21 protein-coding genes are annotated in these 23336 nt (G+C 73.1%); 10 read left to right on the top strand and 11 right to left on the bottom strand.

Going from position 1 to position 23336, the window contains the following annotated elements; all coding sequences use genetic code 11:
* Positions 1-165 precede the first annotated feature (165 nt).
* The gene (locus ABZ951_RS14010) at positions 166-387 is read left to right on the top strand and encodes a helix-turn-helix transcriptional regulator (protein WP_344090479.1); all 222 of its coding nucleotides are present in this window, start codon (positions 166-168) and stop codon (positions 385-387) included.
* Positions 388-460: 73 nt separating this feature from the next.
* A complete protein-coding gene (locus ABZ951_RS14005; RefSeq protein WP_344090477.1) occupies positions 461-988 on the top strand; it encodes a gamma carbonic anhydrase family protein in 528 nt (175 codons plus the stop codon).
* A gap of 13 nt (positions 989-1001) precedes the next feature.
* On the opposite strand, the gene ABZ951_RS14000 is transcribed toward ABZ951_RS14005, so the two are convergent.
* The 5 genes from ABZ951_RS14000 to ABZ951_RS13980 form a co-directional block, all read right to left on the bottom strand.
* The gene (locus ABZ951_RS14000) at positions 1002-2558 is read right to left on the bottom strand and encodes an MFS transporter (protein WP_344090475.1); all 1557 of its coding nucleotides are present in this window, start codon (positions 2556-2558) and stop codon (positions 1002-1004) included.
* A gap of 34 nt (positions 2559-2592) precedes the next feature.
* Positions 2593-3327 (bottom strand): tRNA-dependent cyclodipeptide synthase, encoded by a 735-nt coding sequence (locus tag ABZ951_RS13995; RefSeq protein WP_344090473.1) that lies wholly within the window; start codon positions 3325-3327, stop codon positions 2593-2595.
* 2 nt (positions 3328-3329) lie between these two features.
* On the bottom strand, positions 3330-4079 hold the full coding sequence (locus tag ABZ951_RS13990) for a hypothetical protein (RefSeq protein WP_344090471.1): 750 nt from the start codon (positions 4077-4079) through the stop codon (positions 3330-3332).
* A 354-nt stretch (positions 4080-4433) separates the two neighbouring features.
* On the bottom strand, positions 4434-5114 hold the full coding sequence (locus ABZ951_RS13985; RefSeq protein ID WP_344090469.1) for a DedA family protein: 681 nt from the start codon (positions 5112-5114) through the stop codon (positions 4434-4436).
* 113 nt (positions 5115-5227) lie between these two features.
* A complete protein-coding gene (locus ABZ951_RS13980; protein WP_344090467.1) occupies positions 5228-5680 on the bottom strand; it encodes a DUF4442 domain-containing protein in 453 nt (150 codons plus the stop codon).
* An 82-nt stretch (positions 5681-5762) separates the two neighbouring features.
* Here ABZ951_RS13980 and ABZ951_RS13975 point away from each other — a divergent pair, with 82 nt between their 5' ends.
* On the top strand, positions 5763-6782 hold the full coding sequence (locus ABZ951_RS13975; RefSeq protein WP_344090465.1) for a hypothetical protein: 1020 nt from the start codon (positions 5763-5765) through the stop codon (positions 6780-6782).
* A gap of 36 nt (positions 6783-6818) precedes the next feature.
* Here ABZ951_RS13975 and ABZ951_RS13970 read toward each other — a convergent pair whose 3' ends face one another.
* Positions 6819-7664, bottom strand: a complete 846-nt coding sequence (locus ABZ951_RS13970) for a fused MFS/spermidine synthase (RefSeq protein ID WP_344090463.1) — start codon at positions 7662-7664, stop codon at positions 6819-6821.
* 75 nt (positions 7665-7739) lie between these two features.
* A complete protein-coding gene (locus tag ABZ951_RS13965) occupies positions 7740-8918 on the bottom strand; it encodes a GTP-binding protein (protein ID WP_344090461.1) in 1179 nt (392 codons plus the stop codon).
* 370 nt (positions 8919-9288) lie between these two features.
* Between ABZ951_RS13965 and ABZ951_RS13960 the strand changes: the two genes are divergently transcribed.
* The 6 genes from ABZ951_RS13960 (at position 9289) to ABZ951_RS13935 (ending at position 14195) form a co-directional block, all read left to right on the top strand.
* Positions 9289-9999, top strand: coding sequence for a TVP38/TMEM64 family protein (locus ABZ951_RS13960; protein WP_344090459.1), 711 nt, complete (start codon positions 9289-9291; stop codon positions 9997-9999).
* A 120-nt stretch (positions 10000-10119) separates the two neighbouring features.
* Positions 10120-10443, top strand: coding sequence for a nuclear transport factor 2 family protein (locus ABZ951_RS13955; protein WP_344090457.1), 324 nt, complete (start codon positions 10120-10122; stop codon positions 10441-10443).
* A gap of 173 nt (positions 10444-10616) precedes the next feature.
* Positions 10617-11510 carry an undecaprenyl-diphosphate phosphatase gene (locus tag ABZ951_RS13950; protein ID WP_344090455.1) on the top strand — a complete coding sequence of 298 codons (894 nt, stop codon included), beginning with the start codon at positions 10617-10619 and terminating at the stop codon, positions 11508-11510.
* 63 nt (positions 11511-11573) lie between these two features.
* Complete coding sequence (locus ABZ951_RS13945) at positions 11574-12176, top strand: hypothetical protein (protein WP_344090453.1); 603 nt, start codon at positions 11574-11576, stop codon at positions 12174-12176.
* A gap of 114 nt (positions 12177-12290) precedes the next feature.
* Positions 12291-12710: a type II toxin-antitoxin system VapC family toxin gene (locus ABZ951_RS13940; RefSeq protein WP_344090451.1), complete on the top strand. Its 420-nt coding sequence runs from the start codon at positions 12291-12293 to the stop codon at positions 12708-12710.
* A 171-nt stretch (positions 12711-12881) separates the two neighbouring features.
* Positions 12882-14195, top strand: a complete 1314-nt coding sequence (locus ABZ951_RS13935) for an aldehyde dehydrogenase family protein (protein WP_344090449.1) — start codon at positions 12882-12884, stop codon at positions 14193-14195.
* 37 nt (positions 14196-14232) lie between these two features.
* Here ABZ951_RS13935 and meaB read toward each other — a convergent pair whose 3' ends face one another.
* The 4 genes from meaB to ABZ951_RS13915 all read right to left on the bottom strand — a co-directional run bounded on the left by meaB (position 14233) and on the right by ABZ951_RS13915 (position 21570).
* A complete protein-coding gene (meaB, locus tag ABZ951_RS13930) occupies positions 14233-15237 on the bottom strand; it encodes a methylmalonyl Co-A mutase-associated GTPase MeaB (RefSeq protein ID WP_344090446.1) in 1005 nt (334 codons plus the stop codon).
* 4 nt (positions 15238-15241) lie between these two features.
* Complete coding sequence (scpA, locus tag ABZ951_RS13925; protein ID WP_344090444.1) at positions 15242-17458, bottom strand: methylmalonyl-CoA mutase; 2217 nt, start codon at positions 17456-17458, stop codon at positions 15242-15244.
* Complete coding sequence (locus ABZ951_RS13920; RefSeq protein WP_344090442.1) at positions 17458-19359, bottom strand: methylmalonyl-CoA mutase family protein; 1902 nt, start codon at positions 19357-19359, stop codon at positions 17458-17460. Before ABZ951_RS13920 ends, scpA begins: the two co-directional genes overlap by 1 nt.
* A 96-nt stretch (positions 19360-19455) precedes the next feature.
* Complete coding sequence (locus ABZ951_RS13915; protein WP_344090440.1) at positions 19456-21570, bottom strand: SpoIIE family protein phosphatase; 2115 nt, start codon at positions 21568-21570, stop codon at positions 19456-19458.
* A gap of 330 nt (positions 21571-21900) precedes the next feature.
* On the opposite strand from ABZ951_RS13915, the gene ABZ951_RS13910 reads away from it, so the two are divergent.
* Positions 21901-23334 carry a lipase maturation factor family protein gene (locus ABZ951_RS13910; RefSeq protein ID WP_344090437.1) on the top strand — a complete coding sequence of 478 codons (1434 nt, stop codon included), beginning with the start codon at positions 21901-21903 and terminating at the stop codon, positions 23332-23334.
* The last annotated feature ends 2 nt before the right edge of the window (positions 23335-23336 follow it).

The raw sequence follows: 23336 nt of genomic DNA, 5'->3' as shown, positions 1-23336 counted from the left end.
CATAGGGGTGTTGGGAGAGGAGGGGCCTCTTTTTGCTTGCATTTCACCGATTTCGTGGTTAGATCCCCTTGAGTGTCGCGCACAGGAGGCGTGCGCTCACGGAGAGGCGGCGGCCGTAGGCCACCCACACCCGTCGGCTCCGCCTCCGTACCTCATGGAGAAGAGATGCCCGGCCACAGCGTCCAGAGCCCGTCACCGAGCCTGTCGCCCCGTGAGCGCGAGGTGCTGTCCCATATCGGTGCCGGACTGACCTACCACCAGATCGCCAGGCGGCTGGGCATCAGCGTGCACACCGTGGGCACGTACACCCGCCGCATCCGGGCCAAGCGCTCGGCTCCCACGCTGGCCGATCTGGTGCGGCTGAGCATCGCCCAGGACGGCGGCTGACCTGCCGTCAGCTCACCCGGTGGCGTCGCCTACAGTGCCCCCAGGTGCTGGAGGGAACGGCGAGGAGAGATCCGTGGCGGAGCGAGCGTTGATTTCCGGGGTGGGCGGCCACGAGCCGAAGGTCGACCCGGGGGCGTTCACCGCGCCGACGTCCGTGGTGATCGGCGAGGTCACGCTGGCCGCGGGGGCCAGCGTCTGGTACCACGCCGTCCTGCGGGCCGACTGCGGCCCCATCGTGCTGGGCGCGGACAGCAACATCCAGGACAACTGCACGGTCCATGTGGACCCCGGCTTCCCGGTGAGCGTCGGCGAGCGCGTCACCGTCGGCCACAACGCGGTGCTGCACGGCTGCACCGTCGAGGACGACGTGCTGATCGGCATGGGCGCCACCGTGCTCAACGGCGCGCACATCGGCGCGGGCTCCCTGATCGCCGCGCAGGCGATGGTCCCGCAGGGGATGCGGGTGCCGCCCGGTTCGCTGGTGGCGGGCGTGCCCGCGAAGGTCAGGCGGGAGCTGAGCGCGGAGGAGCGGGAGCACATCCGGCACAACGCCGCGATGTACGTGGAGCTGGCGAAGGCCCACCGCGACGTGACGGCGTGAGCGGCCGGCGCGCTCACCGGGCGGGTTCGTTGTCGGCCGCCACCTCGCGGGCGGCGGGCGTGGACCGGCGCGCCGACAGGCCGAGCAGGCCGAGGACCGCGAGGGCGGCCAGCGAGGTGCCGGCCACCATCCACATCGCGGCCTGCATGCCGTGGGAGAAGACCTGGCCGTAGACCTCACCGGCCTCCGGCCCGCTGAGGGAGGTGTGCTGCCGGAGCAGCGCGGTGGCGTGCTCCGGGTCGCCGACCACGGACGTCGTCCAGGGGCCGGTGGGTGCGTGGCGTGCGGCGAGTTCGGCGTTCAGGGCCCGTTCGCCCTGGAGGCGGTAGAGGTTGACGGCGGCCGCGAGTCCCACGGCTCCGCCGAGGTTGTGGAAGGTCCAGGAGGAACCGACGGCGAGCCCGGCCTGCCGTTCGGGCACGGCGGACAGCGCGGAGACGGTGGCGGGGCCGAGAATGAGCGCCCAGCCCAGGCCCATGGCCGCCAGCGCGAGGACGAGGTACCCGAGGGAACTGTCGGGGGCGATCCGCGCGAGCAGCAGGGCCGAGAGCGTGAACGCGGCGAAGCCGGCGGCGAGGAGCTTCCTGGGACCGTAGCGGTCGGTCAGCCGGCCGACGCCCGGGGAGAGCGCCGCCATGACGGCGGTGCACGGCAACAGCAGCGCACCGGTGGCGTATCCGCCGAAGCCCCGGACGCCGCTCAGGTAGAGGGGCAGCAGGAACAGCACGGTGGCGTAGAAGCAGGCCAGGGCGAAGTCGGAGACGATGGCGCCGAGGAAGGCGCGGTGGCGGAAGAGCCGGAAGTCGATGATGGGGTCGGCCGCGCGGCGCTCGACGGCGCGGAAGGCGGCGAGCGAGGCCGCCGCGAAGGCCAGCAGGCCCAGGGTGCGGGCGCTGGACCAGCCCCAGTGGTCGCCGAGGGTGAACGCGAGGACCACGGCGGGGACGCCCAGGCTGATGAGCACGAGCCCGGGCCGGTCCAGCGCGGGGGTGTCCCGGTCGCTGCGGGACTCCTTGACGCTGAAGGAGCACAGGAGCAGGGCGAGAGCGATGAGGGGGACGTTCAGCCAGAACACCCAGTGCCAGCCGACGGAGGAGACGATGACTCCGCCGAGCAGCGGGCCGACGGCCAGGCCCAGGCCGTTGACGCCGTAGAGGGCGCCGATGGCGCGGCCGCGCTGGGACCGGGGGAAGGCGTTCTGGACGATGGCGCCCGTGGAGGTGTAGAGCACGGCCCCCGCGGCGCCCTGGAGGAATCGGAAGGCGATGAGCCAGCCGGTGCCCGGGGCGAGCCCGGCGCCGAGGGAGGCCAGGGCGAAGACGACGGACCCGGTGTAGAGGACGCGACGCCGGCCGTAGGTGTCGGCCAGCCGCCCCATCGTCACCATGAACATCGACAGGGCGACGATGAACATGTTGACGATGAGCTGGAGGTCGGTCACGGAGGCACCGAGATCGGCCTGGATCTGTGGGGCGGCGGTATTGACGATGGTGAGGTCGATGCAGCCGAGGAAGCTGATGAGGCTGACACCGGTAAATGCCCACCACTTGCGGTCGGTCGATGCTGTCACGGCGAAGTTTCCCCTGCACCGGGTCAAAGGGCGGTCAACTGGTGTGCTGGGCGGCGGTGGCCCGTTTCTTGAATTTCAGGGCGAGCCAATCCGCCTTGCCCGGATACGCTTCTTCGACGAACAGCCGGCGGGTCTCCGCCATGGCCATCGTCATGGGCTGCGGATAAATGACATGGTCGTATCCGCGGTGTGCCCAGGTCGGCATGATGACGGGGCATTCCTCGATGAGGTAGTTCAGGCAATTCCGGGAAGCCATGGCGGTATCCGCCGCCGGGTCGCGGGCGGTGAGCCGGTCGAGGAACTTTCCGACGGTGCGGAGCAGGGCCTGCCGGTAGCGCGGGTCGTGCTCGAAGGCGTCCTCGACGCGCTGCCGGAACCGGGGGTAGACCGGGTCGCTCAGCGCCTCGTCCCAGCGGAGGACATCGCTGATCGCGGAGAGCCGTTCGAGTGTTTTCTCGTTGCGCCGCAGCCACTCGTCCCCCGCCCTGAGTGCGCGGTCGTAAGCGTCCTGCCGGGAAATACCGAGGTAGTTGCTGCGCTGAAGAGTATCAGCCACGGCTATGGTCACCCGCTGAAATCCACTGCGCTGGACGAGTTCCACCGTGGCGCGCAGTTTATCGCCCTCGTGGTAGCGCTGGCCGACACTCACCAGCAGGACGGCCCGTTTCCCGGCGAGGGAAAGCGATGCGGCCCTCTCCCCGAAACTCGCTTTGCTGCGGCCGTCCAGGACGAAAGGGGGCCGGCCGATGTCTTTGACGTCGTCGTTCACCGTCAGCTCCACAGTTCGAGCGGAAGGTCGGTGCCGTAGTAGCCGAGGAAGTGCCCCAGGGTGATGCGGGGCTCGTCCCCCGACGGGCGCACGGCGTGGATCTGACGCGGGTTGAGCAGGAGCAGGTCACCCGGGGCCGGCTTGACGACCTCCGTGGGCGGGCCGATCCGCTCGCGGTCGATCCCCCAGGTCCGTCCGCCCATGAGAGCGCGGTAGGCGTCCTCCCCGGGCTCGGTCCCCCACAGCTCCAGCTCGCCGCCGACGCGGGGGATGTTGAGGTAGATGTTGACGGAGAGCTGCGCCTTGAGGCCGTGCGCGTGCGCGGCGGGCAGGTTGCGCTCCAGGGCGTCGGTGTGCGGGTTGAGGTCGACGTCCCTGCCCTGGAAGCGGCAGATGCCGACGAACGCCTTGCGGCCTTCGACGTGCATCAAGCCGGCCCCGGCGGCCCAGGTCTCCTCCAGCAGCAGCCGCAGGACGTCGCTGGGCGAGGCGTAGGGCGCGAACAGGTCGCGCATCCGCTGGATGTTGCTGCGCGCCTCGGCGTGATAGCGGTCGCGCGAAGCGCTGTCGCTGATCTCGGAGTAGGCGAACCCGATGCGCTGGAACTCAGCGGCCTGGCTCAGGCTGCCGCGGTCGGGGTGGTCGAAGAGCTGCCGTCGCGCCGAGGCGAGCGCCTCCGGGTGGACGAACCCCGGGACGTGGACGGCCAGTGTGGTGCCTTCGACGACCGAGAGGATGTCCTCTTGGGACAACTGACGTGAGGTGGTGCGCTTGACGTTGATGATGGTCCCCCGTGTGTGCGGCCCGCATCACCGAGGGTGATGCGGGGTTTTCGCAGGTAATGCCATCATCCCGACCATTAACTGCCGGATCCTCATGCTGTGTAGTGATTAGCGAGTGCGCCCTTGGACGGAGGCAGGGCCGCCGGACGTTCCTTCCGGCGGCGGAGACGCCGCACGGCTTCTCGGTCGCGGGGCAGGGGGCGCGTCCCCGATGCCTCCTCATGGGCGTGCGCCTGCGCGTTCACGCCCTTGAGGGCAGACATGCGGAAGGGCCCGCCGGCGATCCGCCGGCGGGCCCTTCCCTGTGTGTGGTGCCGCGTGCCGTCACTCGGCGACGGCGGCCGCCTCCGTCTCGGGGCGCGGCGCGGCCGGGGCCGCGGCGGCCTCCGCCGCCTCGGCCCGCTCGGCCTTCTTGGCGCGCGCCCGCATGACGACCAGCGAGCCCAGGCCGAAGAGCACGGCGGCCAGCAGGCCCAGCCAGGAGAACTTCTTCAGCCACTCCTCGGCGACCTTGCCGACGGAGTAGATCACCGCGACGGTGCCGCCGGCCCAGACGATGCCGCCGAGGACGTTGGCGATCAGGAACTTCCAGTACGGCATCTTCAGCACGCCCGCCAGCGGCCCGGCGAAGATCCGCAGCAGGGCGATGAAGCGGCCGAAGAAGACCGCCCACATGCCCCACTTCTGGAAGGAGCGCTCGGCGGTGGCCACGTGGCGGGGCCCGAAGTGCTTGGGGAACTTCCGGCCGAGCCAGTCCAGCAGCGGCTGGCCACCCTTGCGGCCGATCAGATAGCCGATGGAGTCGCCGATGATGGCGCCCGCGATGGCGCAGGCGCCCAGGATGTAGGGGTTGATGTGGTCCTGCGTGGCCGCCAGCAGGGTGGCGCTGACGAGGACGATCTCACCGGGAAGCGGGATGCCCAGGCTCTCCAGCCCGATGACCCCGCCCACCATGAGGTAGACGGCGACCGCCGGTACGGTTTCGAGCCACTCCTGGATGTGCAACGCCGGTTCCTCCCGTTGACGACCTGTGCCCGGCGTGCGCCATGAGGGCGCACGCCGGGCAGCCTACTGGAGGAGAAGACCCGCTCGGACGTCCGCGGGTTGCCGCGGCCGGGCTACTTGTTCGGGCGCAGGGTCCACACGACGGTCATCTCGCCCGTCACGTCGCCGTCCTCGCGGGTGATCGCGATCTTCACGGGGAACTCGGGGCGCAGGCCCTCGTCCAGCTCCGCGACGACCTCGGCCGCCGGGCGCCCGAGCTCCGCGGTGGCGGTGACGGGGCCCTTGGCCAGCTTCTTGTAGCCGATCTCGGCGCGCACGGCGAGCGGCACGGCCCGGGAGAGCTGGTCGCCGAAGGCGGCCAGGACGATCGCGCCGCTCGCGGACTCGGCGAGGGTGAACATCGCGCCGGCGTGCGGGCCCCCGACGTGGTTGTGGTAGTCGGGCTGGTCGGGCAGACGGACGACGGCGCGCTCCGCGGTGATCTCCCCGAATTCGAGGTTGAGCGTGCGGGCCATGGGCACAGTGGCCGCGAGCATGTCGCCGATCGAGGGCTGGGTCTGTGACATACCCGAAAGTTACCAGTCGGTAGCAATGGCGGGAAGGGGCTCCCGTCACCCGACGGCCGGAACCCCTCTATGGTTATCCGCCATGTGGCCAGGACAGCAGCCGCCCGGGGGCGAGCAGAACCCGCAGGACCAGAATCCGTACCGGACACCGGCACCTCAGCCGGGGTCCCAGGAGCCGAACCCGTACCAGCAGCCGGGGTACGCGCAGCCCGGCTTCGGGGCGCCGAATCCGTATCAGCAGCCCGGCGGGCCCGGGCAGCCGGGCAGCCCGCAGTGGCCGGCTGCCGCCCCGCCCGGCGGCCCGCAGCCGCCGCAGGACAAGAGCAAGCGGACGGCCGTCATCGCGATCGGCGCGGCGCTGGCGGTGGTCGCGGCGGCCGTGGTCACCGGCGTCGTCGTGCTGAAGGACGACGACAAGGAGAACGTGGCGAAGGACGACCCCAAGCCGTCGTCCTCGGCCTCCGCCTCGCCGGCCCCGTCCGCCTCCGGCTCGCAGGAGCCCCTGGACAACCCGCGCGGCAACGTCGAGATCAAGCCGGTGATCGCGGGCTGGAAGGTCGTCACCAACAACAAGCGCCTCAACGCCTTCGACGTGCCGCCGGAGTGGAACGTGAGCGCGCCCGGGATGAGCTTCAGCATCACCGAGGAGGGCGACAAGTCCCTCACGCCCAAGGGCATCGCCATGTCCGGGACGGCGTTCTTCAACGAGGACCGGTGCGAGAAGAACACCAACCCGGTCGCCGCCGGCACCAAGGGCGCCCAGGGCGCCAAGAGCGAGGCCGACGCCGCGGAGAACGAGGCCCTGAACTGGGTGTTCTACGCCTTCGACCAGAAGAAGACCGGCAAGTTCAACTACTCCAAGGCCAAGGAGTTCAAGAGCGACCACGGCCTGACGGGGTACTCCTCCTCGGCCACGGTCACCGGGATCGGTAAGAAGACCCGTTGCGCCACCGCCGGCAAGGCCTTCACGGTGACGTACAAGGACATCAAGGGCGACCTGGCCACCTGGTCGCTCTACAGCGCGACGGGCACCGAGGACGAGGTCCCCGACGCCACCATCAAGAAGATCATGAGCTCGCTGCGGCCCCTCAAGAGCTCCTGACCGGCGCTGACCCCGGGTCACCCCGCCGGGCGGCGGTCAGCCGACGCTGAAGGCCCCGCCCGGCGGCTCCGGCGACCCCACCGCGTCCGCGTCCCGCACGACGGCCGCCCCGGCCGCGAACCGCGCCAGCGCCTCCCCGTGCTCGACGCGCGCCGGGAAGGGGTCGGCGGCGGCCCGGCGGGCGAGCGCCGCCACCGGCAGCTCGCGGTGCGAGGCGACGAGGACGGCGTTGCCGAAGCGCCGGCCCCGCAGCACCGACGGCTCCACGATCAGGCACAGGTGCGCGAAGACGGTGGCGAACGTGGCCACCTGCGACCGGAGGAAGGCGAACGGCGCGCCGTCGGCGAGATTGGCGGCGTAGCGGCCACCGGGGCGCAGCACCCGGGCCGCGGAGCGCGCGTACTCGGCCGAGGTGAGGTGGGCCGGCACCCGGGAGCCGCCGAAGACATCGGCGACGATCACATCGGCGGAGGCGTCGGGCGCGGCCTCCAGCTCCGCGCGCGCGTCGCCCGCCCGGAGCTCGACCCCGGCACCGGCGCGCAGCGGGAGGTGCTCGGCGACCAGCGCGAGCAGGCCCCGGTCGGCCTCGACGACCCGCTGCCGGGAGCCGGGCCGGGTGGCGGCGACATAGCGGGGCAGGGTGAGCGCCCCGCCGCCCAGGTGGAGCGCGTCCAGGGCGCGGTTCGGCTCGGCGGCGGCGTCCAGGACGTGCGCGATCCGGCGGGCGTACTCGAATTCGAGGTGGGTGGGGTCGTCGAGGTCCACGTAGGACTGGGGCGAGCCGTCGACGGTGAGGAGCCAGGCCCGCGGCCGGTCCACGTCGGGCAGCAGTTTGGCGGTGCCCTGGTCCACGTCGCGGGTCACGGGTATCGGTTCGTCCACACCCCTTATTGTGCCGATGCGCCCGGGGTGCTCCGGACCGTTTCCGGCCGCTTTTCCCGGGGTGCGCGGGCCCGTTCACTCCGGGACGGCGGTGACGGTGCCCGTGGCGACCGTGCGGCCCCCCTCCCTGACGGAGAAGGAACGGCCCGGCTCGACGGGCAGGCCGCGGTCCAGGCGGACGGCCACGGTGACGGTCTCACCGGGCCGGGCGGTACCGCGGCCGCCCAGGTCGACGGTGCCGGTGACATCGGCCGTGCGGAGGTGGAACTGCGGCCGGTAGCCGGTGGAGACCGGGGTGTGCCGGCCGCCCTCCGCGGCGGGCCGCAGCCGGACCCGGGCGGTGAAGCGGCGCCGGGCGACGGTGGCGCCGGGGGCGGTGACGGTGTCGCCCCGGCGTACCTGGTGGCGCAGCACCCCGCGCAGCAGCAGGGCGACGCTGTCGCCCGCCGCCGCCGTCGTCAGGGGGGTGCCGAAGATCTCCAGGCCGGTGACGTGGGTGTCGCGGGGCCCGTCCGGCGGGCCGATCAGCTGGACGTGGTCGCGGAGGCTGACCGTGCCGCGCTCGACGGCTCCGGTGACGACCGTGCCGCGCCGGCTGATGGTGAGCACCTTCTCCACGGGCAGCAGGAAGGGCGCTTCGGTGCGGCGCACCGGGGTGGGCACATAGGTGTCGACGGCGTCGAGGAGGGCCTCGACCGAGCCGGTCCAGCGCGGGTCGCCCTCCAGGGCGCGCAGCCCCGAGACCCTGACGACGGCGGTCCGTTCGCCGTCGTGCCCGTGGGCGGTCAGGAGCCGGCGGACGTCGCGCTCGACGCGGCCGGTGCGTTCGGGCCGGCCGGCGTCGGCCTTGGTGAGGGCGACGACGAGGTGGCGCACCCCGGCCTGGCGGGCGAGGAGGACGTGCTCGGTGGTCTGGGCCCCGACGCCGTCGAGCGCGGAGACGACGAGGATCGCCCCGTCCAGCCGGGCCGCCCCGGCGATCATGTTGGTGGTGAAGCGGGCGTCGCCGGGCAGGTCGGTGTGGGTGTAGCGGCGCGTGTCGGTCGCATAGGCGAGGTGCGTGAAGTCGGTGGTGCGGCCGGACGGGGTCGCCCGTGGCGGGCGGCCGGGCGGCGGCAGGGGCCGACCGCCGGGGGCGCGGGCGGCGAGGACCGCGGCGACAGCGGCGGTGAGAGTGGTCTTGCCGTGACCCTTGTGGCCCATGGTGGCGATGTTGAGGTGCGGCATGGTGCGCACGTATGCCTGCTCGGACATGTTTCCTTCCCCGGTGCGTGACAGCGGTGCGAGCGCGCGGACCCCCGGCCGGCCGGCCCTCCCCGAGGGGTCCGCCGGGCGGTCCGGGAAGGGTCAGCGTCGTCGCGCTCCGGCCCGGCGGGGGCCCGGCACGGCGGGGCGGGGATCGCCGGCGGCCGTCGGCGCGTCCGCGGCCGCGGACGTCGGCTGGGGAGCGGCCTGCCTGCACATGCCGTCGATGCTCGCTCACGGTGCGCAGCGCGTCGAACGATTTTCGCGGGTACGGTGCGGATGTCCGGCCGGTAAAGCGCGGGCGGACGAACGTCCGGGTTCTGTACCGGCTTTCCGGCATCACGGTCCCTTTACGCCCCCCGTCGGTTAGGCTCCATCGATGCTCGAATCCGCCGTGCCGTCCCCCGGCCTCTCCGAGCGCCGCACCCGCGCGCTGCTGTCCCCCTGGTTCCGGCTGGGCCTGCTCCTGCTGCTGCTCGCCGGCGCCGCGGCGACCGTGCTGGCGCTCCGTCCGGAGCGGATGCTGGCCGACGGCTGGCCGCCCCAGCTGTCCGGCGGCACGGCCGTGGTGCTGTTCGCGGCCGCGTACGGGCTGTGCACCGCGGCGTTCGTGCCGCGGCCGATCCTCAACCTCGCCGCGGGCGCGCTCTTCGGTGCCCCGATGGGGACGACGGCGGCCGTGGCGGGCACGGTGCTGGGCTCGGGCATCGCCTTCGGGCTGGGCCGGCTGCTGGGGCAGGACGCGCTGCGCCCGCTGCTGCGCGGCCGGTGGCTCTCGGCGGCGGACCGGCAGCTGAGCCGGCACGGCTTCCGCTCGATGCTGGCGGTCCGGCTGTTCCCCGGGGTGCCGTTCGCCGCCGCGAACTACTGCGCCGCCGTCTCCCGGATGGGCTGGACGCCGTTCCTCCTGGCGACCGCGGTCGGCACGGTGCCCAACACCGCCGCCTACGTGATCGCGGGCAGCCACGCGTCGTCGCCGACGTCGCCCGCCTTCCTGGCGGCCATGGCCTTCCTCGCCGTCACCGGGCTCGCCGCGGTCGTGGTGGCGTGGCGCAAGCGGGGCCGGGTGCGGCCCGCGCCGCGCCCCTGACCCGGCCGGGCCTCGGGGGCCGTCGAACGGGTGCGTCCAGCGCGCGGCCGGCCCGCGGCAGTGCTGTCCTGGAGACCCCGCGCACCTGCCCTGTTCCCGCCCTGTTCGAGGAGAGCGTGCATGACCATTCCCACCGACCGGCTCAGCGACCCCGCCGTCCGTGCCCTGGTGACCGCCATCAACGCCCACGACCGCGCCGCGTTCGACGCCGCCCTGACCGCCGGCGCGACGATGTCGGACGACGGGTCGGACCGCAATCTCACCCAGTGGGCCGAGAAGGAGATCTTCTCCTCGCGCGGCCATCTGGACGTGGAGTCGGAGTCCGACGGCGGGCTGTCGCTGATCGCGCGCTACCGCAACGACACCTGGGGCGAGATGCTGACGGCGTGGCGGTTCGACGTCACGGACGGAAGGGTCAGCCGCTTCGAGACCGGGCAGGCTTGAACCCCCGGCCGGTTCAGGAAACGTTTACCGCCAAGACGCCGGGCTGCCTCCCGTCCGGTGGATGATCGCTGTCGGCCGGCGCCCCGGAGGGCGGCAGGCAGCCGGCTTACCGCCGGGCCGGCCGGCGACGGCGGGCCCGGGTCCGCGATCGTCACTTGGATGGCACAGGCCCTATGTCTTGGTTCGAAGCACTCGTCCTCGGTCTCGTCCAGGGGCTGACCGAGTTCCTGCCGATCTCCTCCAGCGCCCACCTGCGGCTGACCGCCGCCTTCGCGGACTGGCGGGACCCGGGCGCGGCGTTCACCGCGGTGACCCAGATCGGTACGGAGACCGCGGTCCTCCTCTACTTCCGGGGGGACATCGCCCGGATCGTCACCGCCTGGTTCCGGTCCCTGTCCGACCGGACGATGCGTCACGACCCCGACGCCCGGACGGGCTGGCTGGTGATCGTCGGTTCGATCCCCATCGGGGTGCTGGGGCTCGTCCTCAAGGACGCCATCGAGGGGCCGTTCCGAGACCTGCGGCTGATCGCCACGACGCTCGTGGTCATGGGCGTGGTGCTGGGCTTCGCCGACCGGCTGGCGGCGCGGGAGGAGAAGGCGGCGACGGCCGGCGGGGACGGCAGGCGGAGTCGGCACCGGGCGCCCCGGCAGCGCAAGGAGATGGCGGACCTGAACGTCAGGGACGGTCTCGTCTACGGGGTCTGCCAGGCCATGGCCCTGGTGCCCGGGGTCTCGCGGTCGGGCGCGACGATCAGCGGCGGCCTGCTGATGGGGTACACCCGGGAGGCCGCGGCCCGTTACTCCTTCCTGCTCGCCGTCCCGGCCGTACTGGCCTCGGGCCTCTTCGAGCTCAAGGACGCGGGGGGCGGGCACACGGCGTGGGGGCCGACGATTTTCGCCACGGTCATCGCCTTTTTCGTCGGGTACGCCGTGATCGCGTGGTTCATGCGGTTCATTTCGCACAAGAGCTTCATGCCGTTCGTGGTCTACCGGATCCTGCTGGGGCTGCTGCTGTTCGCCCTGGTCGGGGCGGGTGCGCTCAGCCCGCACGCGGGCGAGCACTGAGCCGGCGCGCGCTCGGCATTGAGCCGGGATGCGGGCCGGTGCGCCGGGGCGCACCCTGTGGGCATGGGTACGCGCACCACCGCTGCGCGGACGCGCCCGCAGGGCGCGCACCGCAGGCGGCCTGTCGGACACATCCTGGCCGGGGCCGGCGCGGCCGCGCTGGCAGCCCTCCTGATGGCGTGCGGGGACGGCGGCGGCAAGGCCCCCGCCGGGCGGACGCTGTCACCGGGGAGCGCGCCGACCTCGGCGGAAGGCTCGCGGGTGGTCGCGTTCGAGGACACGTTCGCTTACCCCGACGGGCTGAAGGTGAAGGTGTCCCGGCCGGAGCCCTTCACGCCGAGCGACACCTCCCTCGGGCACAAGGCGGACCACGAGCCCGTGACGTTCTCGGTGACGCTGACGAACGGCACGAGGAAGTCGTTCGACGTGGCCGGAATGCTGGTGATGGTGAAGGCAGGGGAGAAGGGGGCACGCGCCGAGCAGGTCTTCGACACCGCCCGCGGTGTGGGCACCCCCTTCACGGGCGCTCTGGCGCCCGGGGCGGCCGGTGCGACGACCTTCGCCTTCGACGTGCCGAAGGACGCGAAGGGCAGGCTGGACGTCGAAGTGCGGCCCGACTTCGGCGCGGCGTACCCCGGCGTCCACTGGGTCGGTGCGGCGCGCTGACCTCCCGTCACTTCGGTTTCTTCCGGGCCGACCCCGGCCGGATCGTCCCGGCACCGGCGGCGCTATCGTGACGGCCCGGGCACCCGCCCGGCCGCCGCAGCACCGGGAGCCACCTTGATCGTCGTCGATGCCTCCGCCCTCGTCCTGGCCCTCGCCGACGACGGAGCGCGCGGCGACGCGGCCCGTGCCGCGCTCGCGGCCGACAGCGAGTGGGCCGCCCCCGAGCACGTCCTGGTCGAGGTCATGCAGTCGCTGCGGGGGATCCACCTCGCGGGGCAGGTGACGTCGGACCGGGTGGCGGAGGTGGCGGCGCTGCTGCCGGGGCTGGCCCTGCGCAAGGTCGAGGTCGCGCCGCTGCTGGGGCGGATCTGGCAGCTGAAGGACAACCTCACGCCGGACGACGCGGCGTACGTCGCCGTGGCCGAGGAGCTCGGGGCGACCCTGGTGACGGCCGACCTGCGGCTGCAGCGGGCCACCGGGCCGCGGTGCCCGATCCAGGGCATCCCCGTGGCCGGAGCCCCCGGCCGGGCCTGAGCCTCCGACGGCCCGCCGGCCCCCGCTCCCCCGGCCCACGCCCCGCCTCCCTCCGCCCCTTCAGCCCCGGCGCCACCAGGGCACTCACTTGACTCCCTCAATCATTGGTGTTTACATCCAACAATTGCTTGAGCGCATCAAGCTTTGGATGGCCCGAAAGTCGAGGACAGCATGAGCCCCCACCCGTCCACCGGCGCCGCCGCCCCGCTGCGCGCGTACTTCCGCACCGGCCGCACCAAGCCCCTCTCCTGGCGCACCGGTCAGCTGACGGCCCTGCGGGCGATGCTCACCGAGAACGGCGCGGAATTCGCCCGCGCCCTCCACGCCGACCTGGGCAAGAGCGAGGCCGAGGCGTACCGCACGGAGATCGACTTCACCGTCCGCGAGATCGACCACACCCTGGAGCACCTGACGGAGTGGCTGCGGCCCGAGGCCGCCCCCGTCCCCGCCCGCCTGGGCGACGACGCCTCCGCGTGGACGGTCCACGACCCGCTCGGCGTCGTCCTGGTCATCGCGCCCTGGAACTACCCGGCCCAGCTCCTGCTGGCCCCGCTCGTGGGCGCCCTCGCCGCGGGCAACTGCGCCGTCGTCAAGCCCAGCGAGCTCGCCCCGGCCACCTCGGCCGCCCTCGCCCGCCTCCTCCCCCGCTACCTCGACCCGCGGGCGGTGACCGTCGTGGAGGGCGGCGTGCCCGAGACCACGGCGCTGCTGGAAGAGCGCTTCGACCACATCTTCTACACCGGCAACGGCACCGTCGGCCGCATCGTGATGGCCGCGGCCGCCCGGCACCTGACCCCCGTCACCCTGGAGCTGGGCGGCAAGTCCCCCGTCTTCGTCGACCGCGGCACCGACGTGAAGACCGTCGCCGCCCGGCTCGCCGCGGGCAAGTTCCTCAACGCCGGCCAGACCTGTGTGGCCCCCGACTACGTCCTCACCGACCCCGGCACCGCCCGGGAGCTGGAGGCCGCCCTCGCCGAGGCGGTCGAGGCCCTGTACGGCGCGGACCCGGCGGCCTCCGGCGCGTACGGCCGGATCGTCAACACCCGGCACTTCGACCGGCTGGCCGCGCTCCTGGACTCCGGGCGGCTCGTCACCGGCGGCGGGACGGACCGCGCCGCCAAGTACATCGCGCCGACCGTGCTGGGCGGCGTCGACGCCGACTCCCCCGTCATGCGGGAGGAGATCTTCGGCCCGATCCTGCCGATCGTCGAGGTCGGCGGCCTGGACGAGGCCATCGCCTTCGTCAACGAACGCGACAAGCCGCTCGCCCTGTACGCCTTCACCGAGTCCGAGGAGACCCGGGAGCGGCTCCTGGCCGAGACCTCCTCGGGCGGCGTCGGCTTCGGGCTGCCGGTGGCGCACCTGACCGTGCCCGACCTGCCGTTCGGCGGGGTGGGCGAGAGCGGCATGGGCAGCTACCACGGGCGCTGGTCGATCGAGACGTTCAGCCACCGCAAGGCCGTGCTGCACAAGCCGCTGGGCTGAGCCCGTCCGCCGGGGGACGCCGGCCGGGCGGGGACCGTCAGCCGGGCGGGGACCGGAAGGCCGCCAGCAGCCGCTCGGCGGCCAGGGTCGCCGTCAGGGTCCCCTCCCGCACCCGCTCCTCCAGGCCGGGGCCTTGGCGGCGCACCTCGGGGTGGTCGCGCAGCTCGGACAGCAGCTGTTCGCGGACCATGGTCCAGACCCAGTCGACCTGCTGCTCACGGCGCCGGGCGGCCAGCTCGCCGGTCGCCTCCAGGACCCTGCGGTGCTGCTCCAGGCGCTCCCAGAGGGTGTCCAGACCCGAGCCCTCCCGCGCGCTGCACGTCAGGACGGGCGGGTTCCAGGCGGCGTCGGGGGCCTGGAGCAGGCGCAGCGCGCCGGCCAGTTCCCGGGCGGCGGCCTTGGCGTCGCGCTCGTGGGGGCCGTCCGCCTTGTTGACGGCGACGAGGTCGGCCAGCTCCAGGACGCCCTTCTTGATGCCCTGGAGCTGGTCCCCGGTCCTGGCGAGGGTGAGCATCAGGAAGGTGTCGACCATGTTGGCGACGGCGGTCTCGGACTGGCCGACGCCGACGGTCTCCACCAGCACCACGTCGTAGCCGGCGGCCTCCATCACGACGATCGTCTCGCGCGTGGCCCGGGCCACGCCGCCGAGCGTGCCGGCGGTGGGCGAGGGCCGGACGAACGCCGCCGGGTCGACGGCGAGCCGTTCCATGCGGGTCTTGTCGCCCAGGATGCTGCCGCCGGTCCGGGAGGACGACGGGTCGACGGCGAGGACCGCGACCTTGTGGCCCGCCGCGGTCAGCATGGTGCCGAGGGCGTCGATGAAGGTGGACTTGCCGACGCCGGGCACGCCCGTGATGCCGATCCGCCGCGCCGCCCCCGCGTGCGGGAGCAGCTCGATCAGCATCCGCTGGGCGAACTCCCGGTGGTCGGCCCGGGTCGACTCCACCAGGGTGATGGCACGGGCGATCGTCGCCCGCTTGCCGTCCAGGACGCCCTTGACGTAGGCGTCGACGTCGATCGTCCTGCGCGCGAGGGGCGGCATGGGCTCACAGCTCGTGGCCGAGGACCCCGGCGAGGGTCTTCAGCAGGTCGTGGGCGGCGTCCGGAATCACCGTTCCGGGCGGGAACACGGCGGCGGCGCCCATGTCCCGCAGCGTCTGGACGTCCTGCGGCGGGATGACCCCGCCGACGACGACCATGATGTCCTCCCGTCCCTGCTCGGCCAGTTGCTCCCGGAGCGCGGGCACGAGGGTGAGGTGGCCGGCGGCCAGCGAGGAGACGCCGACGATGTGCACGTCGGCCTCCACCGCCTGCCGGGCGACCTCCTCCGGCGTCTGGAAGAGCGGGCCGACGTCGACGTCGAAGCCCAGGTCGGCGAAGGCGGTGGCGATCACCTTCTGGCCGCGGTCGTGGCCGTCCTGGCCCATCTTGGCGACGAGGATGCGGGGCCTGCGCCCGTCCTCCCGCTCGAACGCGGCCACCACGGCGCGGGTGCGCTCCACTCCGGACGACGGTCCGGCCTCGTCTCTGTACACACCGGAGATCGTACGGATCTGCCCGGCGTGGCGGCCGTACACCTTCTCCAGGGCGTCCGAGATCTCGCCCACGGTCGCCATGGCGCGGGCGGCGTCCACCGCGAGGGCCAGCAGGTTGCCCTCCAGGCCCGCGCCGGGCCCGGAGGCCGCGGCGGCGGTGAGCGCGCGCAGCGCGTCCTGGCAGCGGGCCTCGTCGCGCTCGGCGCGCAGCCGCCGCAGCTTCTCGATCTGCTGAGTGCGCACGGAGGAGTTGTCGACCTTCAGCACGTCGATCTGCTCGTCGCTGTCCACCCGGTACTTGTTGACGCCGATCACCGGCTGCCGCCCGGAGTCGATCCGGGCCTGGGTGCGGGCGGCCGCCTCCTCGACGCGCAGCTTGGGAATGCCCGCGTCGATGGCCTTGGCCATGCCGCCGGCCGCCTCGACCTCCTCGATGTGCTGCCAGGCGCGGCGCGCGAGGTCGTGGGTGAGCCGCTCGACGTAGGCGCTGCCGCCCCACGGGTCGATCACCCGGCAGGTCCCGGACTCCTGCTGGAGGAGCAGCTGGGTGTTGCGGGCGATGCGGGCGGAGAAGTCGGTGGGCAGGGCGAGCGCCTCGTCGAGGGCGTTGGTGTGCAGGGACTGGGTGTGGCCCTGGGTCGCGGCCATGGCCTCGACGCAGGTGCGGGCCACGTTGTTGAAGACGTCCTGCGCGGTCAGCGACCAGCCCGAGGTCTGCGAGTGGGTGCGCAGCGACAGCGACTTGGCGTTCTGCGGGTCGAAGCGCTTGACGAGCTTGGCCCACAGCAGCCGGGCGGCGCGGAGCTTGGCGATCTCCATGAAGAAGTTCATGCCGATCGCCCAGAAGAAGGACAGGCGCGGCGCGAAGGCGTCGACGTCGAGCCCGGCCTCCAGGCCGGCCTTGAGGTACTCCACCCCGTCGGCGAGGGTGTAGGCCAGCTCCAGGTCGGCCGTCGCCCCGGCTTCCTGGATGTGGTAGCCGGAGATGGAGATGGAGTTGTAGCGCGGCATCTTCTGCGAGGTGTACGAGAAGATGTCGGAGATGATCCGCATCGAGGGCTGGGGCGGATAGATGTAGGTGTTGCGGACCATGAACTCTTTGAGGATGTCGTTCTGGATGGTCCCGGCCAGCTTCTCGGGCGGTACGCCCTGTTCCTCGGCGGCGACGATGTAGAGGGCGAGGACGGGCAGGACCGCGCCGTTCATCGTCATCGACACGCTCATCCGGTCGAGCGGGATGCCGTCGAAGAGCTGGCGCATGTCGTAGATGGAGTCGATGGCGACGCCCGCCATGCCCACGTCGCCGGTGACGCGCGGGTGGTCGCTGTCGTAGCCGCGGTGGGTCGGCAGGTCGAAGGCGACGGACAGGCCCTTCTGACCGGCCGCCAGGTTGCGGCGGTAGAAGGCGTTGGACTCCTCGGCCGTGGAGAATCCGGCGTACTGCCGGATGGTCCAGGGCTGGTTGACGTACATCGTGGGGTACGGGCCGCGCAGATAGGGCGCGATGCCCGGGTAGGTGGCGAGGAAGTCGAGCCCTTCCAGGTCCTCGGGGCCGTAGAGCGGCTTGACGCCGATGCCCTCCGGGGTCTCCCACAGGAGGTCCTCGACGCTCTTGCCGGTGCTCTCCTTCAGGGCGGCGCGCCAGGGGCCGGGGTCGGCGTGCGGGCCGGCCGCCGGGCCCAGTCCGACACCGGTGAAGTCGGGGATTCCGCCCGTGCTGGCCTGCATCACGCCACTCCCATGCGGTCGAGGACGGAGGAGAGGACGGCGACCGCGTCGCCGCCCGCGAAGACGAACTCGTCGACTCCGGCTCGTTCGTAGGCTTCCCGCCGCTCGCCCGGCCGGCCGGCGAGGAACACCCGCAGGGCGCCCGCCTCCTTCAGGGCGGCGGCGACGGGCTCCGCCTGTTCGGCGTAGAGCTTGTCGCTGGAGCACAGGCAGGCGACGGTGGCGCCGCTCGCGGTGAACGCCCCGGCAGCCGAGGCCGCGTCGACGGTCACCGGGTCGTGCACGGTCTCGATGCCGCCGGCCTGGAAGAGGTTGGCGGCGAAGGCCGCGCGGCCGGTGTGGGCGGCCGCGGGGCCCAGCGCGGCGAGGAAGACGCGCGGCCGGGCGCCGGTGGCGGCCAGGTGGGCGTCGGAGCGGGCGCGCAGCGCCTCGTACGCCTCGTCGCGGCGGACCCGGGGCAGGCCGCCGGAGGCGGGGGCGGGCGGGGCCTCGCGGTGGACGGGGGGCTCGCCGAGGTGGGGGAACTCGCTGACGCCGGTGATGGGTTCGCGGCGGGTGGCCAGGTCGGCGGAGCGCTCGCGCCAGGTGTCCGCGAGACGCCGGGCCACCAGCCCGGAGCGCAGCGCCGCGGCCTGCCCGCCGGCTCCTTCGAGCTCCTGGAACCAGGCCCAGGCGGCGTGGGCGAGTTCGTCGGTCAGCCGTTCGACGTACCAGGAGCCGCCCGCCGGGTCGATGACGCGGGCCAGGTGGGACTCCTCCAGGAGGATCGAGGAGGTGTTGCGGGCGACGCGCCGGGCGAAGCCGTCGGGGAGGCCGAGGGCGTCGTCGAAAGGCAGCACGGTGACGGCGTCGGCGCCGCCCACCCCGGCACCCAGAGCGGCGAGGGTGGTACGGAGCATGTTCACCCACGGGTCCCGGCGGGTCATCATCACGGAGGAGGTGACGGCGTGCTGGCGCTGGGCCGCGGCGGCGGTGGTGACACCGCTGACCTCGGCGACGCGGGCCCACAGCCTGCGCGCGGCACGGAACTTGGCGATGGTCAGGAACTGGTCGGCGGTGGCCGCGTAGCGGAACTCCAGCTGTGCGCACGCCTGCTCGGCGCTCAGTCCGGCGGCGGTGAGCGCGCGCAGGTAGGCGACGCCCGTGGCCAGGGAACAGCCCAGTTCCTGGGCCGCCGAACCGCCGGCGTCGTGGTAGGGCAGGGCGTCGACGGTCAGGGCGCGGATGCCGGGGTGGTCGCGCAGGCACCGGTCGGCGAGGGCGGCGGCGGCCGTGAGGGCCTGTGCCGGGTCGGCGTCCGTGCCGGTGCGGGCGAGGGTGCCCAGCGGGTCGGCGCCCAGGTTCCCGGTGGCGGCGCCGCCCGGGGTCCCGCGCTCGGCGTGGAGGTCCAGCAGGGCGTGGGCCGCGGCCTCGAAGCCGGCTCCGGCGTCGAGGACGACGGGGGCGAGGTCGAGGTAGACGCCGTCGAGAGCGGCCGCGAGGCCGCTGACGGGCAGTCCGCCGGCACCGACGGTCAGCCAGAGCGAAGTGACCCCGTTCTCCAGGTCGGCGAGGACGGCCTCGTTGGTCTTCGCGGGATCGGGGTGGCTGTGGCGCTGGCGGACGTCCCAGCCGGCCACCGCGGTCCCTTCGGCCCGCCCGCCGCGGACGAACGGCGGGAAACCCGGGAAGCCGGGCCCGGCCGTGCCGTCACCGGGAGTGCCGTCGTCGGCGGTGTAGAGCGGGCTGGTGGCCAGCCCGTCCTGGAGCGGAGTGGCGAGCGCGCCCTCGGCGGCGGCGCCGGATACATCCGTCGTGCCCGCTTTGCGCAGCACACCTTCCACCAGGCGCTGCCACTGCTCCCGGGACGGGTCCGGGAACTCGGCGGCCAGGGAGAAGCCTTCGTCAGGCAGGACCGTCATGGGGGAAGGCTAGGGGAGCCGACGGGCTCCGGAGCAGGGGCTACCGCTGTGACCTTGACCTCTTCGACGGTTTTGGCGTGTCGCGGGCCGGTTGGGCTATGGGCGGTCCGCCGCCGGGTCCTCCTCGGTGAACGCGTGGCGTCCCGGTACGACGAATTCGCACCAGACGGCCTTGCCGGTGCCGCGCGGCTCGACGCCCCAGACGTCGGCCAGCCGGTCCACCAGCAGCAGCCCCCGGCCGGAGACCCCCGCCTCGCCCGGCTCGCGGCGCCGCGGCAGGGCGCTGGACTTGTCCTCCACCTCGACGCGCACCCGCCGTTCCCGGCCGGGGAGCATCCGGATCGTCACCACCGCCGCGCCGTCGGTGTGCAGCAGGGCGTTGGTGACGAGCTCGTCGGCGACCAGTTCGATCTCGTCCGAGCGCTCCCGGGCGCCCCAGGCCCGAACCGCCGTGCGGATCATCTGCCGGGCGGCCTGCAGGGCTTCGGGGTCGGCGGGGGCGATGTGCTGCCGCAGCCGGCCGCTGTCGCGGGCGGCTGCGCCGTGGCGGCGCAGCAGGAGCAGGGCCATGTCGTCCTCGCCGACCCGCTCCTCCACCACGTCGCACAGCTGGTCGGCCAGGCTCACGAGTTCGCTCGGGCCGGTGCGGACCTGCTCGGCGAGAGCGTGCATGCCGTCGTCGAGGTCGGCGCCGGGCTGCTCCACCAGGCCGTCGGTGAACAGCAGGAGGGTCTCCCCCGGGTCCATCTCCACCGTCTCCACGGGGTAGTCGAGCCGGCCGAACTCGGCGGACAGGCCGAGGGGCAGCCCGCCTTGGACGGGCAGCCGCCGGCAGGTGCCGTCGGTGTGCCGCAGCATGGGGTCGATGTGGCCGGCGCGGACGAGCTGGAGCACCCCGGTGGTGAGGTCGGCCTCGGCGTAGAGGCAGGTCGCGAAGCGGTCGGTGTCCAGCTCGTGCAGGAACGACGAGGCGCGGGCCATCACGGTCGCCGGGGAGTGGCCCTCGGTGGCGTACGCCCGCAGCACGATCCTCAGCTGGCCCATGACCGCGGCGGCGTGGGTGTCGTGGCCCTGCACGTCCCCGATGACCGCGCCCACCCGGCCGCCGGGCAGGGGGATCACGTCGTACCAGTCGCCGCCGATGTCGCGGCCCATCCGGGCGGAGCGGTAGCGCACCGCGATCTGCGCGCCGGGGATGTCGGGGATGCGGCGCGGCAGCATGGACTGCTGGAGGCCCTCGGCGAGGTCGTGCTCCTGGTCGAAGAGCATCGCCCGGGCCAGGGACTGGGCGAGGCTGCTGCTCAGGGCGATGTAGAGGTTGCGCTCCTGCCGGGTGAAGCCGCGGGTCCCGCGGTAGAGGAGGCCGAGGGCGCCGATGGGCCGGGCCTGGGCGATCAGCGGGAGGTAGGCGGCGGAGGAGATGCCGATGTCCTTGATGCGCTCCCACAGCCACGGGTAGCACTCGGCGAACTCCTCGCGGGACTCGACGAAGCGCGGGGAGAGGGTGCGGATGACCTCGCTCATGGGGAAGTTGTCGTCGAGCCGGGTGTAGCGGGTGCCGGGGATGTAGTGCTGCTCCGGGCCCTCGGCGACCAGGTGGATCCGGCCGGACTCGACGAGACCGAGGACCAGCAGGTCGGCGCCCAGGTGTTCGACGGCCCGGGAGTCCTTGAAGAAGTCGATGACGTCCTGGACGGTGCGGGCGTGGGCGAGGGCAGCGGTGATCGTCTCGACGACGGACGTCTGGTGGCGGCGCTCCTCGGCGGGCTCGCGCGGCTCCAGGCCGTGGCTGAGCTCCTGGGTGGCGTCGCGGAGGAGGCCGATGATGCGGCAGGGCCGCCCGTCCCCGTCGCGCAGGATCCGGCCCTGGGTGTACACCCAGTGCAGGGTCCCCTCGTCGTCCCGGGCCCGGTAGTAGGCGCCGTAGACCTCGCTGCCGTCCTTCATCGCCCGGGACACCACGGCGTCGAGCATGGCCCCGTCGGTTCTCGGCACCCGCCCGCCGAGGTCGCCGATCCGGCCCTCGAAGCGCTCCGGCGGCACGTGCAGGATTTCCAGTGCCGTCGCGTCCATGTGGATCCGGGTGCTCTCCAGGTCCCAGTCGAAGAGGCCCACGCGGTTGAGGGCGAGGTTCAGCTCCGGGCGAGCGGGCCACTCCTGCGGCACCGCGCCGTCCGGTACGGCGGCAGGCGTCGCTCCCCGATCGACCATAGAGCCACTCTGCCACCTTTTGCCCGTTTCTTCGATGCGACGGAGTACTCCGGACAGGCCGGACGAACCCTATGTGGCGCAGCCACGCCCGAAGGGGCGCGGGGAACTGCGCGACCAGCCACGACGCGCCCGCACCGGACAAACCCCACGCCGCACAGCCACACCCGAAGGGGCGCGGGGAACTGCGCGACCAGCCACAACACGCCCGCACCCGACACACCCCACACCGCACAACCACACCCAAAGGGGCGCGAGGAACCGCGCGCCCGCACCCGACACGCCCGAACACACCCGACACCAGCGGAGCGCTAACGGTGGTACGGATACGGCATGGAGTGGTTCACCGCGTCCGGGTACGGGCTGAGCCGGCTGATCCTCCAGCGGGGGCTCGCCGCGCTCTACGCGGTGGCCTTCCTGGGGGCGGCCCTGCAGTTCCGCGCGCTCATCGGCGAACGCGGCATGCTGCCGGTGCCGCGCTTCCTGCGCGGGCTGCCGTTCCTGCGGGCTCCGGGGGTCTTCCAGCTCCACTACTCCGACCGCTTCTTCGCCGCCTGGTCGTGGGCGGGCGCCGCCCTCGCGGTGGCGGTCGTGGCGGGCGCCGCGGACGCGGTGCCGCTCTGGGCGTCGGTGGTGCTGTGGGCGGCCCTGTGGGTGATGTACCTGTCGATCGTCAACGTCGGCCAGACCTGGTACGGCTTCGGGTGGGAGTCGCTGCTGCTGGAGGCGGGTTTCCTCGCGGTCTTCCTCGGCAACGCCCGCACCGACCCGCCCGTTCTCGTGCTGTGGCTGATGCGCTGGCTGCTCTTCCGCGTGGAGTTCGGCGCCGGGCTGATCAAGATGCGCGGGGACACCTGCTGGCGGGACCTCACCTGCCTGTACTACCACCACGAGACCCAGCCGATGCCGGGCCCGCTGAGCCGGCTCTTCCACCGGCTGCCCCGGCCCGTGCACCGCGTCGAGGTCGCCGCCAACCACGTCGCCCAGCTCGTCGTCCCCGTCCTGCTGTTCACCCCGCAGCCCGTCGCGAGCGTCGCCGCGGCCGTGGTGATCTGCACCCAGCTGTGGCTGGTGGCCTCCGGCAACTTCGCCTGGCTGAACTGGCTGACGATCGTTCTCGCCTTCTCCGCCGTCGACGGGGCCGCGGCGGCCGGTGTCCTGGGGCTGCCCGCGTACCCGCCGCCCGCCGGCCCCGCCCCGCGCTGGTTCGAGGTCCTCGTCCTCGCCGCGACGGCCCTGGTGGTGGTGCTGAGCTGGTGGCCGGTGCGCAACATGCTCTCCCGCGGGCAGCGGATGAACATGTCCTTCAATGCGTTCCACCTGGTCAACACCTATGGCGCCTTCGGCAGCATCAACCGCACCCGCTACGAGGTCGTCGTCGAGGGCACCGACGCGCAGCACCTCGGCCCGGACACGGTGTGGCGGGAGTACGGGTTCAAGGGCAAGCCCGGGGACGTCCGCCGGCGCTCGCGCCAGTTCGCCCCGTACCACCTGCGGCTCGACTGGATGATGTGGTTCGCCGGGATCTCGCCGTCGTACGCCCGGTCGTGGTTCGGCCCGTTCGTCGAACGGCTGCTGGCGGGCGACCCGGCGACCCTGCGGCTGCTCGGGCACAACCCCTTCCCCGGTGCCCCGCCCACCCACGTCCGGGCCCGCCTCTACCGCTACCGCTACACCACCCGCCAGGAGCGGGCGGCCACCGGCGCCTGGTGGCACCGCACGCTGGAGCGCGAGTACCTGCCGCCGGTGGCCCTGCGGCCCGAGTGAGC

It is taken from the genome of Streptomyces sp. NPDC046215 (assembly GCF_040646215.1).
Classification (GTDB): domain Bacteria; phylum Actinomycetota; class Actinomycetes; order Streptomycetales; family Streptomycetaceae; genus Streptomyces; species Streptomyces stramineus.
The sequence above is the reverse complement of the archived record's forward strand: the minus strand, read 5'-3'. Positions and strand labels throughout refer to the sequence as shown.